Raw genomic sequence first — 12895 nt, forward strand, 5'->3', positions numbered from 1 at the left:
CACCCCTCGGCTGTTGCGATCACGTCCCAACTGCCGCCGGTACGGCGAAACGCGGCGCGATCGTGGGTGCCGGTAAATGCGTGGCGGGTGCGCACGGCGGCTCGTTATCGTCCACGCCATGGAGATCAGGCCGGTGGTACCGGACGACGCCGAGGCGGTGTCCGCGCTGCGGCGCGCGACTTTCTCGTACTCCGTGATGTCCCCGGCGAGTACTCGTCACCTGATCGAGGTGCATTCGCCGGCCGAGAGGTTCCTCGGCCTGGTGGCGATCTCCGGTCGTGACCTGGTGGCGTGGGGAGCGACCGGGCTGAACACCTGGACTAGCGAGGAAGGCCAGGCCGGCGTCTCGATCTACGTGCACCCGGAGCACCGGCGGCAGGGGATCGCGGACGCGCTGGCGAAGCCATTGCATGACCACCTCGCCGAGGTCGGCGCAGTACGGGCGCGGACGTTCGCCGAGCCGGGCGGTGTCGAGTTCGCGAAGCGGTTCGGGTACGACGGGACCCGGCAGATGCACTACTCCGGGGTCGATCCGCGGGTGTTGCCGCCGCGGCCGCCGGCGCCCGAGGGGATCGAACTGGTCACGATGGACACCCTCGATGCGCGGCAGGCCTACACCGCGGACGCGGTGGCGACGTTGGACGAGCCGAGCGATTCGCCGGCCGACGCGATCGACTACGACGACTGGGTCCGCGAGGTGTGGGAGTCGCCGGCGCTGGACAAGTCCCTGGGCGTGGCGGCGATGGCCGGTGACGAGGTGGCCGCGTTCTCGGCGATCGAGACCGATGGTGACCGGGCCTGGTCGGCGATGACCGGATCGATCCCGGCGTACCGCGGCCGCGGGCTCGCGAAGCTCGCCAAGTGGGAGGCGCTGCGGCGTTGCGCCGACGCCGGCATCGTCGGCGCGTTCACCTCCAACGACGACGAGAACGGTCCGATGCTTGCCGTGAACAACTGGCTCGGTTACCGCCGGGTGCAGACCCAGACAGGACTGTTGCGAACCCTCTGAATTGCGTCCCCCTCTGAACAGACTTTCAGTTAGCGGACGAGGAGGACTACGGTTTCGGCCACGCAGGCGGGCTTGGTGGAGTTTTCCAGTTCTATGACCCATTGGAGGGAGACCTGGACGCCGGCGGGGGTTTCCTGGGCGCCGGCGATCGACGCGCTGGCCCGGACTCGGGAGCCGACCGGGACCGGGGCCGGGAAGCGGACCTTGTTGACGCCGTAGTTCAGCTTGGCGGTGACGCCCTTGATCGAGAAGAGCTCCTCGCCGAAGCGGGCGATCAGGCTCAGGGTGAGGTAGCCGTGCGCGATCGTGCCGCCGTACGGGCCCTTGGCGGCACGGGCGACGTCGACGTGGATCCACTGGTGGTCACCGGTCGCCTCGGCGAACTTGTTCACCTGTTCCTGGGTGATCTCGAGCCACTGGGTCTCGCCGAGTTGGGTGCCGACCGCGTGGACGACCTCGTCGACCCCGGTGAAGGTTTGCGCCATGTCGGTCTCTTCAGCTCCTAGCTAGCTCAGTTGCGGGGGCCGCCGGCGACGTACAGGACCTGGCCGGAGACGAAGCCGGCCTCCTCGCTGCAGAAGAACGACGCGGCGGCGGCGATGTCCTCGGGCTTGCCGGTCCGGTTCACCGGGATGGTGGCCGCGGTGGCCTTCTTGAACTCCTCGAAGTCGACGCCGACCCGGGCCGCGGTGGCCGCCGTCATGTCGGTCTCGATGAAGCCCGGCGCGATCGCGTTCGCGGTGACACCGAACTTGCCCAGCTCGATCGCCAGGGTCTTGGCCAGGCCCTGCAGACCGGCCTTGGCGGAGGCGTAGTTGGCCTGGCCGCGGTTGCCGAGGGCCGAGGTGGAGGAGAGGAAGACCATCCGCCCGTACGCCGCCTCGACCATGTGCGCCTGGCACGCCTTCGACATCAGGAAGCTGCCGCGCAGGTGCACCGACATCACGGTGTCCCAGTCGTCCTCGGTCATCTTGAACAGCAGGTTGTCGCGCAGCACGCCCGCGTTGTTCACCAGGATCGTCGGCGCGCCCAGCTCGGCCACGACCCGCTCCACGGCGGCGGTGACCTGGTCGGACTTGCTCACGTCACACCCGATCGCGACGGCCTTGCCACCCGCGGCGGTGATCGCCTCGACGGTGCCGGCGCAGGCCGCCTCGTCCAGGTCCAGTACCGCGACCGCGTTGCCGTCGGCGGCGAGCCGCTGCGCCACGGCGGCGCCGATCCCCCGGGCTGCCCCGGTGACGATCGCCACCCTCTGCTGCTCGCTCATCCGCCACACTCCTTCGCTGCCGGTCGTGCACTGCGTATAGACCAATACCACCGCGCCCGGTGGACGCGTCCGGGATGCAGACTACCCACGCCTCGTCGGACACGCTGTGGCACGGATGCGATGATCGCCGTGTGCATGATCACAGCGATGATCACAGCGAGCCCCACAACCGACACGTCTATCACTGCCCGCTCCGCTGGGGCGACATGGACGCGCTGGGCCACGTGAACAACGGCCGGTACGTCGACTATCTGCAGGACGCCCGGGTGGACTTCCTCTTTCGGACCGCCAAGGAACTCGGCGCCGACGACCTGGAGACGGGACTGCTGGTGGCCCGGCACGAGGTGCAGTACCGCGCCCCGCTGGTCTTCCGCGCCGATCCGGTCCGGATCGAGCTGTGGATCAGCGAGATCAAGGCCGCCTCCTTCACCGTCGACTACGAGATCCTCGACGCCGAACCGCGCCGGACGTACGTCGAGGCGCGGACCCGGCTGGTCCCGTTCGACTTCGCCGCGAACCGGTTGCGCCGGATCACCCCGGTGGAGCGCGAGGCTCTGTCGAAGCTGGTGGGCTCATGACCTTCACTCATCCGGTCCTGGTCCGCTGGTCGGACATCGACTCCTACGACCACGTGAACAACGTCCGGTACTTCGACTACCTGCAGGAGGCCCGGATCCTGTTCCTGGCCGAGGTGGTCGGCACAGGCGCGGCCGACTACTTCGCCGAGTACCCATGCGTGCTGGTCAGCCAGACCGTCGACTACCTGCGCCCGATCCTGCTCAGGCACCCGCCGTACGACGTGGACGTGTGGGTCGAGTCGATCGGCACCACGTCGTTCACGTTGGGTTCGCGGATTGTCGACCGAGGCGGGGAAGCCGAGTTCGTCTACGCCAAGGCGGTCTCGGTGATCGTCGCGGTGGACGGCGAGACGCAGGCCAAGCGGCCGCTGGGCGAGTCCGAGCGGGCAGCCCTCGGTCGGCACGTTTCGGCGGGTTGAGACACTGGGAGCGATGAGCGAGCCACAGAGTTTCTACGACGCCGTCGGGGGAGCCGACACCTTCCACCGATTGGTGGCCGCGTTCTACCGCGGTGTCGCCGCCGACCCGGAGTTGCGCGCGATGTACCCGGAGGAGGACCTCGGCCCGGCCGAGGAGCGCTTCCGGATGTTCCTGGTGCAGTACTGGGGCGGGCCGCGGACCTATTCCGAGCAGCGCGGGCACCCCCGGCTGCGGATGCGGCACAACCCGTTCGCCGTCACCCCGAGCGCACGGGACCGCTGGCTGGGACACATGCGAGCCGCCCTCGACGAGATCAAGCTGGAGCCGGACCGTGACCAGGAGATCTGGACGTACCTGGTGATGGCGGCACACAGCATGGTGAACACCGACGAACCGCAGTACCCGGGCGCGATCGACGTGTCCGGCACCTGAGCCTTAGGAGAGACAACGAGCATGGCCGCTACCCGCACCGCCAAGGCCCACTGGGAAGGTTCGCTGCTGGAGGGGGCCGGTCAGGTCAACCTCGAGTCGTCGGGCCTCGGCACCTTCGACGTGACCTGGGCCGCCCGGTCCCAGGACAAGGCCGGGGGCAAGACCAGCCCGGAGGAGCTGATCGCAGCCGCGCACTCGACCTGCTTCTCGATGGCGCTGTCGCACGCGCTGGCCGGCGCCGGCCACGCGCCGGAGGCGATCGACACCACCGCCGACGTGACCTTCCAGCCGGGTGAGGGCATCACCGGCATCCTGCTCTCGGTGAACGGCAAGGTCCCCGGCCTGACCGCGGACGAGTTCGCCCAGTTCGCCGAGGAGGCCAAGAAGAACTGCCCGGTCTCCCAGGCGCTGACCGGCACCACGATCACCCTGGACGTCACCTTCACCGCCTGACGTTCCGCCGTACTGCGAACCGGCGCCGGCCCCAACTCCATCGCGGAGCGGGGCCGGCGTCGTCGTGTCTGGAATGAGTGATCAGGCTGCGCGGGTCAGGCGTCTGGTTCGTGGCCTCGGGAGCCTGCGCCGGGCGGCGGCGCGGTAGTGCTGTTGGCGTCCACCGGGCGGGTCTCGCGCGGTTCGGTGGGCTGGTCCAGGTGGGGTGGGTTGTCGGCCGCCTCGGCGGCGCTGCCGACGCCGGTGGACGTGGTGGTGGGTGCGTCGGGGTCGCGGGTGGTCAGGTTGCCGACCCGGAGCACCTCGCCGTTGCGGACGTACCAGGTGGTGCCGTCCTCGCCGCGCAGCCGGGTGACCCGCAGGCCGACCGCCTCGACCACGCCGGTGGCCTTCTCCATGTCGACCAGGTCGCCGACGCCGTACTGGTCCTCGAAGATCATGAAGACGCCGGCCAGGAAGTCCTTCACCAGCGTCTGGGCGCCGAAGCCGAGGACCACGCCGATGATGCTCGCGGACGCGACCACCGGCAGGATGTTGAAGCCGAGCTCGGCCATCACCATCACCACCAGTATCGCGGTCAGCACGATCGTGACGGTGCTGCAGAGCAACGACGCGATGGTCTCCGCCCGCTGGGTCCGGCGTTCGCTGAGCAGGGTCTGCTCGACGAACTCCTGACCGCGCTTGGACTTGGCCAGCACCCCGGCGACAGCGCCGTTGCCGGGCGGCCGGGCGAACCGGCGGATGGCCTTGTGCAGGATCCAGCGGAGCACGAAGAAGGCGACGATCAGGCCGAGGATCCGGGCCGGGACCGTGATGATCTGGTCGGTCACTTCGAGCTTGCCGTCGTTCCCTCTGCGGATGAACGTCGGGAAGCTCTGGGGCACGGAGAACAGGGGGTGACTGAGCAGGGACACGGGGTAACTGAGCAGAATAGGCATCTCGCCGCCCTACTGTAGTGATCACCGCCAGGATCGCCGCATCCCCGGACCCCGGAAAGCGCGAGGAGGAGAAACGGCCATGCCGAGCCGGCTCGATGACGAGCTGACCAGGCTGGTGAGCGCGGGTGTCCTGCGTCAGTACCAGGCCGACGCGCTGCGGTCCGCCGCCGCTGCGGACTTCGACACCGCTCCCGCCTCCACGCAAGGGTTTTCCGAACCGACCACCCCCAGGACCTCACGGCAGCCACCCACAGCAACGCACGCGTCGGCCTTGACCGAGGTGCTCGGCTACATCGGCGGTGCCTTGCTGCTGGGCGCTGTAGCCCTTCTCACGGTCGCGAACTGGGGCGCGAGATGGGCCGTGCGGCCCGGATCGGCACCGGAACCAGCGCCGCCGTCATCCTGCTCGGTGTCGCCGTGGTGCTCGCGTTGCTCCGCAGAGGTGAACAACTCAGCTCCGCACTGGCCTCGCTCGGCTGCTGCGTGGCCGGATTCGCCGTGTACGTCGCGGTCGAGGGCGTGATGGGTCGTGTCGTCGGAGTAGCCGTGGCGCTGGCCATCGCCGCGCTGGGAGTCTGGTGGCTCGGCGGCTCATCGTTGCTAGTGGCAACGTTCGGGATTCTCGCGGTCGGCGTGCTGGTGGTCACGGCGGACCTCCTCACGCCGCCGCCACGCCTCGGCGTACGCGGTGGTCGGGTGCTCCATCCTGCTGGTCATCTGGCCGACCGCGCTCTATCAGTTGACCGACAACATGGCAGGGGTGGCCATCGGGCTCGTCGTGGCGAGCGCGGTGCTGCTGGTCGCAGTACTGCTGCTGAGTCGCCGCCAACGACGGGTTCCCGGCTAGAGGGTCGACACCTTCAGGCCGCGCAGGGCCAGGACGCCGTCGGTGGAGCCTCGGCCGATGTGCAGGTAGCCGCCGCGGTACGCCCTGTCGATGACGATCACTTTGGGCGGGACCTTGGCGGACTGGTCCAGCCGGGTCCAAGTGAGGTGGGTCGGGGTGACCTCGAGCCGTAAGGACAGCCATTCGCCACGGAAGGGCGCGGCGGTCTTCTTGGTGGCCAGCTTGGTCCCCGCGGCCTTGCCCTTGCGGTGCGCGTACAGGCCGAGTTGCCCGTCGGCCTGCAGAATCGCGTGGTAGCCGTTGCCGGCGGCCAGATGGTGTTCGTAGTACGCGTCGTCCTGATGGCCGAAGGCCAGCGTCAGGTTGGCGGTCGGGTCCGCCGGGAGGGTGGCGTAGGAGGCCTGGAACTCCACCGAGTAGCTCGGAGCGGTGATCGGGCCGAGGTTGCCGAGGGTGAGGAAGTGCTGCGTCTTCTGGGCACCGAGCAGGATGGTGCCGTCCTTGCCCCACCCGACCGCGAACCGGTCGTCGTACGGATCGCGGGTGAGCTCGCCGGGCACGACAGCGCCGGTGGCCCACTGGTCGGTGACGTCGACCTTCGTCCTGGCGAGCAGGTAGCCGATGTTCGAGGTGACCGCGCCGGGCATGCCGAGCGCCTTGTAGTGGGTCACGTCCGAGCGCCTGTGCAGGGGATACGGCCAGACCGGTAGGCCCGTGGCCATGGCGGCATCGGCGAGTTCGGGCGCGAGGTACCCGCCCGGGCCGGAGTTCGGCACCACGATGGCGTCGGTGCCCGGCGACAACTTGCTCGCCACCGTCCGGATCGCCTCGACCGTCATCTCGGCCGGCGTGGTGAAGTAGGCGAACACGCCCAGCCCGGCGCCCTTGGCCTCGATGATCCGCTTGCTCTTGAAGTAGGTCTTCAGCATCACCGACGTCTCGAGCCCGTACTTGGCGATCATCGACATCATCGGCCCGTGCGCCCGGTCGTCCTTGGCCTCGACGCACAGGATCACCCGGCCGCCGAAGGTCCGCAGTACGTCCTCGAACAGCGGGATCTTGGCCTTGTTCTGCCAAGCCGGGCCCAGCCGGGGGATGTCGAGCCACCCGTCCCGCACGGCGTCGTACGTCGTGGTGCGCAGGTTGCCGGTCAGAGTGGTGGTCCGGTCGAGGGTGAGGTCGTGCAGGCAGACGAGCACGTTGTCGGAGGTGATGCCGACGCTGATCTCCATCGCCTGGGCACCCCAGTCGACCGCCGCCTGGTACGACTCCATGCTGTGCTCGGGGAACACATCGCCGACGCCACGGTGGCCGACCAGGTAGCTGTCGCCGCGGTCCGCGACCCAGTGCGTGAGGTTGTAGTCGCCGATCGCCGAGGTGCTTTTCGCGGACGGGCCCTCGCAGCCGCTGGCGGCCGCCGAGCCCACTGCGAGTGCGCCGAGCCACCCCAGGGTGGTGCGCCTGGTGATCCCGTGCGGCCTCTCCATCCATACCCCCTCTGCCGGCGCGACTGCCCCTTCGCTCACCGAAGGGTAAAGGCTCCCGCCGGTCGGACGGCAGCCGCGCTTCCCGTTCGGGCTGGAGGGGGACTGGGTGTGCCCGGACGCCTCCGCGCGGTGACGCGTGTGGGGTGTGCGGCGCGCGCCGTTCGGTGGCTCGGCCCGGGATACGGCAGACTCGCACGCGTGACTGCTCCCACTCCGGCCCTTGTAGAGCTAGCCGTCGCCCATGGAGTGGCGACCGAGTACTGGGACTGGCAGGGCAAACACGTACTGGTCTCCAGCGAGGTCGTCTCCGCCGTACTGGCTGCTCTGGGCGTTGACGCCTCCAGTCCCGAGCGAGCCGCCGATGCGCTGGCGGAGCACCAGTTGGCGCGCTGGCGGCGTACGTTGCCCGCCACGGTGGTGATGCGCGAGGGCTGGACGCCATGGTTCGCAGTACACCTGCCGCACGGCTCCGCGGCCGAGGTGTGGGTCGACCTGGAGGACGGCGGCCAGCGCCGCGACATCCCGCAGCAGGACCACTGGGTCGAGCCGGAGTGGGTGGACGGCGTACAGATGGGCGAGGCGACCTTCCAGCTGCCCGGGGACCTGCCGCTCGGCTACCACCGGCTGTGCGCGCGGATCGGCGGCAACCCGGAGATCTCCGTCAGCACGCTGATCGTCACCCCGCAGCGGCTCGAGCCGCAGAAGCTGCACCGGACCTGGGGCTGGGTCCTCCAGCTGTACTCCGTGCGCTCCCGCAGGTCGTGGGGGATCGGGGACCTGCACGACCTCGCGGATCTGGCCGCCTGGTCGGCGAACGACCTCGGCGCCGGCTTCGTGCTGGTGAACCCGCTGCACGCCGCGGAGACCGCCGGGCGGATGGAGCCGTCGCCGTACCTGCCGGCCTCCCGCCGGTTCGCGAACCCGCTGTACCTGCGGATCGAGGACATCGACGAGTACGGCGACCTCGCGCCGGCCGAGCGCGACCGGGTCCGGGCCCTCGGCCTGCAGACCCGCGTGCTGAACGAGGACGCGACCGCGCTCGACCGGGACACCGTCTGGGCCGCCAAGCGCGAGGCCCTGCAGCTGCTCTTCGGCGTCCGCCCGTCGATCGGACGGATCGCGGAGTACGGCGCGTACTGCGACCGCGAGGGGCAGGGGCTGATCGACTTCGCCACCTGGGCGGCGATCTCGGACCTGCACGGGCCCGAGTGGAGCAAGTGGCCGGAGGAGCTGCAGGATCCGGCCGCGCCGGATGTCGTTGCCTTCCGCAATGAAAACCCGGACGCGGTGGAGTTCCACTGCTGGCTGCAGTGGCAGCTCGACGAGCAGCTCGCCCGGGCGCAGGCGCGCGCCAGGTCGGCCGGGATGTCGCTCGGCATCGTGCACGACCTCGCGGTCGGCGTACACCCTGACGGCGCGGACGCCTGGGCTCTGCAGCGGGTGCTGGCCGCCGGGATTCACGTGGGTGCTCCGCCGGACGCGTTCAACCAGCAGGGGCAGGACTGGTCGCAGCCGCCGTGGCGCCCGGATGCCCTCGCTGCCACGGGGTATGCGCCGTGGCGTGACCTGGTCCGCGCGGTGATCCGGCACGGCGGTGGCCTGCGGATCGACCACATCCTCGGGTTGTTCCGGCTCTGGTGGGTCACCTCGCCCGAACGACCGACCGAGGGCACGTACGTGCGGTACGACCACGAGGCGCTGATCGGGATCCTCGTGCTCGAGGCGTCCCGGGCCGGCGTGGTCGTGGTGGGGGAGGACCTCGGCACGGTCGAGCCGTGGGTGCGGGACTACCTGACCGAGCGCGGCGTACTGGGTACTTCGGTGCTGTGGTTCGAGCGGGACGCGAACGGGAACCCGCTGCCGCCCGAGCGGTGGCGTGAGCTTTGCCTTGCCACGGTGACCACCCATGACCTGCCGCCGACTGCTGGGTATCTGGCTGGGGACCACGTGGAGCTCCGGGACCGGCTCGGACTGCTGACCCGGCCTGTGGCTGAGGAGTTGGCCGTGGACGAGGCCGAGCGGGACTCATGGCTCAACGCACTGCGCGAGCGCCATCTTCTCGGCAATTCGGACGGGGACGTCGAGCGCATCGTCGAAGCCCTGCATCGGTATGTGGCACACACCCCGGCCAAGCTGGTCGGTGTCGCCCTGACCGATGCCGTGGGAGAGCGCCGGACGCAGAACCAGCCGGGCACGACCGACGAGTACCCGAACTGGCGGATCCCGCTGGGCGGGCCGGACGGCGGGGTGCTGATCGAGGACCTGCCCAACAACCAGCGGCTCCGACGGCTAATCGGCAGCCTCTCCAGCTAGCTTTCTGTAAGCGAGTGCTCACGAATCGTTCGCGCGAAGCACGCGCGAGCGGCACGGTGCAGAACTGCGGCCAGATCCAGTGGGAGCCGCAGCGCACCGAGGGCCCGAAGGGCTTCCCGGGCAGCGGCCGTCTGGACCATGGCGGACACCGCGAACGCCTTCTATCAGTGCTCGGACGTTCACTTCTGATCTGAGGCGTCCCCCGGTCGAGGAGCCGGGCCGACTGCCCACGGCCCGGCTCCCCGTTCTCTCGGCTCCCGTCCGTCCGTTTCCGGCGCCCTTGTTCGGACCCTCGTCCTGCGTTGTTCACGTTTTGTCAACAACTTTCCTGGGAAAGGCCCTCCTTGAAACCCTCCGCCCCGAGTTTCAAGGAGTTCCCATGAAATCCTTCGTACGTCGCGTCGTCGTGCCCGTCGTCGCCGTGCTCGTCGGGTTGCTGCCCGGCGTGATCGCGGTCGAGCAGGCCTCCGCGCTCACCAAGATGACCCACTCGCAGGCCGCCTCGATCTTCCGCGCGGCCGGCATCACCTGGTCGTCCACCGGTGGTTGCTCCGACTGGAACGTCTCCACCTGCACCTCGTTCACGAACATCAACGACAGCACGGTGTACGGCGTCCGGACCCTGAAGCAGGCGAGCGGCTGCGCCGTGAACATCACCGGTGGCACCGAGGTCGGCCACGCCAGCGGCACCTACAGCCACCGCAACGGCTACAAGGTCGACATCTCCGTCTACACCTGCGTCAGCAACTACATCCGCAACACCTTCACCCGTATCGCCAACCGAGGTGACGGCGCCGCGCAGTGGCGCTCCGGCGCCGGCAACATCTACGCCAACGAAGGCAGCCACTGGGACATCACCTACTACAACTGCGGCGGCTGCTGATCTGTCGCCTCCGGACGGGCGAGCTGCGGACGCAACGACAGGAAGTACCGCGTTCCCACTGCGCACCAACCGAATCGGTACGCGTGGAGGTTCACCTCGCGAGCAACATCCTCCTGTCGTTCGGTACAGCCGGGCCCGGTGCAGCAGCCCTTGGTGGACCTCATGCAAGGCGTACCAGCTAGGGTTCGGGGTGTGATCACTCTGCTTTCCGGCCACACCTTGCTGGTGTTCGTCGGCATCCCTGCGCTGGTCGTCGCGGTGGTGGCGCTGCTCGTCTTCGCGTCGTCGATCGCGAGTGGTCCGCGTTACCGTCCGGGTCTGTCGTGGTGGGCTCCGCCGGTCTGGATCGGCGGACCGGACGTCAACGCCAAGCCGGACCCGGCCAACCTGCCCGAGCTTCCCGCCGGCCCCAACTCCGCGACCGCCTCCACCGGCGTCGCCCGTACGACCGGAGGCGCAAGTGCCAGCTGGTGACGCATTCACCCCGGAGCAGTTGTACGACATCGAGCGCGCGGTGCGGCACGCCGAGGAGGCGTCCGGCCTGCATTTCTCCGTGTACGTCGGCGGTGCCGACTCCGAGACCCGCCCGTTCGCGGTGGAGCTGCTGAACGAGCTGGAAGACCCGGACGGCAGTGTTCTGGTGTACGTCGACCCGGCCGGCCGTCGGCTGGAGATCGTCACCGGTGCCACCGCGAAGCGTCAGCTCTCGGACCACGCGGCCGGTCTCGCGGCGCTCAGCATGCAGACCTCGTTCGCCACGGGCGACCTGACCGGCGGCCTGGTCACCGGCGTCCAGCAACTGGGCGACCACGCACGCCAGGCCCCGCTACTGCACGCCAACGAACCCCACAAGCAGTAGGACCGCACCACCTTCGCCCGCTCCCGCCGACCTGCCGGAGCGGGCGAACTGCTGTCCGGAAAATCGCAAGAAGCCCGACCTCAAGTCGGGTAGAAAGGCCGGGTGGAAACAGCTGTGGGCTTGAAGCCGACGCGCATCGAAGTCGACGAGCTCGTACTGCGCCCGCTGGTAGCAGGGGACGAGGCCGCGGTGGCGACAGCGATGGCGGACCCGGACATCCTCCGGTGGACCGCGGGTTCCGCAGTACTGCGGGTGCCGGCTGACAGGCGGGCGGTGAAGTGGCTCGAGTCGCGGATCGACGGGTGGTCGCGAAACAACGCGGTGTTCGCCGTCGCGGACGCGGCGACCGACGTACTGCTGGGGTCTGTCACGCTTCGCGACGTGAACCGGGTCCCGGATCAGGCGGTCGTCGCCTACTGGGTGAGTCCCGCGGCGAGAGGGCGGCGGCTTGCGGCGCGGGCGCTCGACGCGGCGGCGCGGTGGGCGTTCACCTCACCGGGCGACGGCGGCCTCGGGCTGCACCGGTTGTCCCTCGACCACGCGTTGGTGAACGAGGGCTCCTGCCGGGTCGCGATCAGAGCCGGCTTCCTGCTGGAAGGCACCATGCGCGACTACTACGTCGAGGCCGACGGCAGGCGCCATGACTCGCACCTGCACGCCCGCCTCGCCCCCGACCCCCGACCCGCGGAGCGTTTGTAGAGCGGGTGTGGAACAGCTGTTGAGCGGGATGCGGGACGGTGAGTGCTCGACCTCGGGGAGGGGTTCCTGATGAGCACGCCGATCTTGACCTACGTCCACGGCAGTGACCCGATCTCGCGGGCGGGAGTGATCAGCCAGTTGCGGTCGCGGCCCGAGATCCGGCTGGTGCACGAGATGGAGGTGGACGAGGCCGCCGTCGCGGTCGTCGTCACCGATGTGCTCGACGACAACACCGCCCGGACGATGCGAGCGCTGCGCCGCGGCGACCTGCCCCGGCTGCTGCTGGTCGCGACGGTGCTCGACGAGGCCGCGCTGGTGGTGGCCGCGGAGATCGGCGTCGGCGGGTTGCTGCGCCGGATCGATGCCACCCCGGACGCGCTGGTCCGCACGATCGCGCGGGTGGCCGCGGGGGACGGCGAGATCCCGTCCGATCTGCTCGGCCGGCTGATGGAACAACTCGGCCGCCTGCAACGCCAGGTGCTGGCCCCGCGCGGCCTCACCTTCACCGGGCTCAGCCCCCGCGAGGTCGACGTACTGCGGTTGGTCGCGGACGGCCTCGACACCGGCGAGATCGCCGAAGAACTCAACTACAGCGAGCGGACCGTGAAGAACGTGCTGCACGAACTCACCACGCGCCTCCAGCTCCGCAACCGCTCGCACGCGGTCGCCTACGCGGTCCGCGAAGGTCTCATCTAGCCCGCCAGAGT

At 69.4% G+C, this 12895-nt stretch carries 16 protein-coding genes; 12 read left to right on the plus strand and 4 right to left on the minus strand.

What is annotated here, in order from left to right; all coding sequences use genetic code 11:
• Nucleotides 1–118: 118 nt before the first annotated feature.
• Complete coding sequence (locus tag EV644_RS34070; protein WP_132193813.1) at nucleotides 119–1009, plus strand: GNAT family N-acetyltransferase; 891 nt, start codon at nucleotides 119–121, stop codon at nucleotides 1007–1009.
• A gap of 29 nt (nucleotides 1010–1038) precedes the next feature.
• Here the strand turns inward: EV644_RS34070 and EV644_RS34075 are convergent, their stop codons facing one another.
• Nucleotides 1039–1494: a MaoC family dehydratase gene (locus EV644_RS34075; RefSeq protein WP_132193811.1), complete on the minus strand. Its 456-nt coding sequence runs from the start codon at nucleotides 1492–1494 to the stop codon at nucleotides 1039–1041.
• Nucleotides 1495–1520: 26 nt separating this feature from the next.
• Nucleotides 1521–2279: a 3-oxoacyl-ACP reductase FabG gene (fabG, locus tag EV644_RS34080; RefSeq protein WP_132193809.1), complete on the minus strand. Its 759-nt coding sequence runs from the start codon at nucleotides 2277–2279 to the stop codon at nucleotides 1521–1523.
• A gap of 131 nt (nucleotides 2280–2410) precedes the next feature.
• Between fabG and EV644_RS34085 the strand changes: the two genes are divergently transcribed.
• Genes EV644_RS34085 through EV644_RS34100 form a run of 4 tightly spaced genes read left to right on the plus strand, consistent with a single transcriptional unit; the run spans nucleotide 2411 to nucleotide 4162 of the window.
• Nucleotides 2411–2857: an acyl-CoA thioesterase gene (locus tag EV644_RS34085; protein WP_241999158.1), complete on the plus strand. Its 447-nt coding sequence runs from the start codon at nucleotides 2411–2413 to the stop codon at nucleotides 2855–2857.
• Entirely contained in the window at nucleotides 2854–3276 is a 423-nt protein-coding gene (locus EV644_RS34090; RefSeq protein WP_132193805.1) for an acyl-CoA thioesterase, read from the plus strand. The genes EV644_RS34085 and EV644_RS34090 overlap by 4 nt, the downstream gene beginning before the upstream one ends.
• A 13-nt stretch (nucleotides 3277–3289) precedes the next feature.
• Nucleotides 3290–3709 carry a globin gene (locus EV644_RS34095; RefSeq protein ID WP_132193803.1) on the plus strand — a complete coding sequence of 140 codons (420 nt, stop codon included), beginning with the start codon at nucleotides 3290–3292 and terminating at the stop codon, nucleotides 3707–3709.
• A 21-nt stretch (nucleotides 3710–3730) separates the two neighbouring features.
• Nucleotides 3731–4162: an OsmC family protein gene (locus EV644_RS34100; RefSeq protein WP_132193801.1), complete on the plus strand. Its 432-nt coding sequence runs from the start codon at nucleotides 3731–3733 to the stop codon at nucleotides 4160–4162.
• Nucleotides 4163–4257: 95 nt separating this feature from the next.
• Here the strand turns inward: EV644_RS34100 and EV644_RS34105 are convergent, their stop codons facing one another.
• Complete coding sequence (locus EV644_RS34105) at nucleotides 4258–5100, minus strand: mechanosensitive ion channel family protein (protein ID WP_241999156.1); 843 nt, start codon at nucleotides 5098–5100, stop codon at nucleotides 4258–4260.
• A gap of 688 nt (nucleotides 5101–5788) precedes the next feature.
• On the opposite strand from EV644_RS34105, the gene EV644_RS46785 reads away from it, so the two are divergent.
• Nucleotides 5789–5947: a hypothetical protein gene (locus EV644_RS46785; RefSeq protein ID WP_241999154.1), complete on the plus strand. Its 159-nt coding sequence runs from the start codon at nucleotides 5789–5791 to the stop codon at nucleotides 5945–5947.
• Here the strand turns inward: EV644_RS46785 and EV644_RS34115 are convergent.
• Entirely contained in the window at nucleotides 5944–7434 is a 1491-nt protein-coding gene (locus EV644_RS34115) for a glycerophosphodiester phosphodiesterase (protein WP_132193799.1), read from the minus strand. The two genes, EV644_RS46785 and EV644_RS34115, sit on opposite strands and share 4 nt — an antisense overlap.
• Before the next feature lie 198 nt (nucleotides 7435–7632).
• Between EV644_RS34115 and malQ the strand changes: the two genes are divergently transcribed.
• The 6 genes from malQ (at nucleotide 7633) to EV644_RS34145 (ending at nucleotide 12884) form a co-directional block, all read left to right on the plus strand.
• A complete protein-coding gene (gene malQ / locus EV644_RS34120) occupies nucleotides 7633–9747 on the plus strand; it encodes a 4-alpha-glucanotransferase (protein WP_132193797.1) in 2115 nt (704 codons plus the stop codon).
• Between the two features lie 379 nt (nucleotides 9748–10126).
• Complete coding sequence (locus tag EV644_RS34130) at nucleotides 10127–10630, plus strand: hypothetical protein (RefSeq protein ID WP_132193795.1); 504 nt, start codon at nucleotides 10127–10129, stop codon at nucleotides 10628–10630.
• 192 nt (nucleotides 10631–10822) lie between these two features.
• On the plus strand, nucleotides 10823–11104 hold the full coding sequence (gene ctaJ, locus EV644_RS46790) for an aa3-type cytochrome oxidase subunit CtaJ (RefSeq protein WP_241999153.1): 282 nt from the start codon (nucleotides 10823–10825) through the stop codon (nucleotides 11102–11104).
• Nucleotides 11091–11489, plus strand: coding sequence for a DUF5130 family protein (locus tag EV644_RS34135; RefSeq protein ID WP_241999151.1), 399 nt, complete (start codon nucleotides 11091–11093; stop codon nucleotides 11487–11489). The genes ctaJ and EV644_RS34135 overlap by 14 nt, the downstream gene beginning before the upstream one ends.
• 102 nt (nucleotides 11490–11591) lie before the next feature.
• Complete coding sequence (locus tag EV644_RS34140) at nucleotides 11592–12188, plus strand: GNAT family N-acetyltransferase (protein ID WP_132193791.1); 597 nt, start codon at nucleotides 11592–11594, stop codon at nucleotides 12186–12188.
• 69 nt (nucleotides 12189–12257) lie between these two features.
• The gene (locus tag EV644_RS34145) at nucleotides 12258–12884 is read left to right on the plus strand and encodes a response regulator transcription factor (RefSeq protein ID WP_132193789.1); all 627 of its coding nucleotides are present in this window, start codon (nucleotides 12258–12260) and stop codon (nucleotides 12882–12884) included.
• The last annotated feature ends 11 nt before the right edge of the window (nucleotides 12885–12895 follow it).

Source organism: Kribbella orskensis (genome assembly GCF_004342085.1).
Lineage (GTDB): Bacteria > Actinomycetota > Actinomycetes > Propionibacteriales > Kribbellaceae > Kribbella > Kribbella orskensis.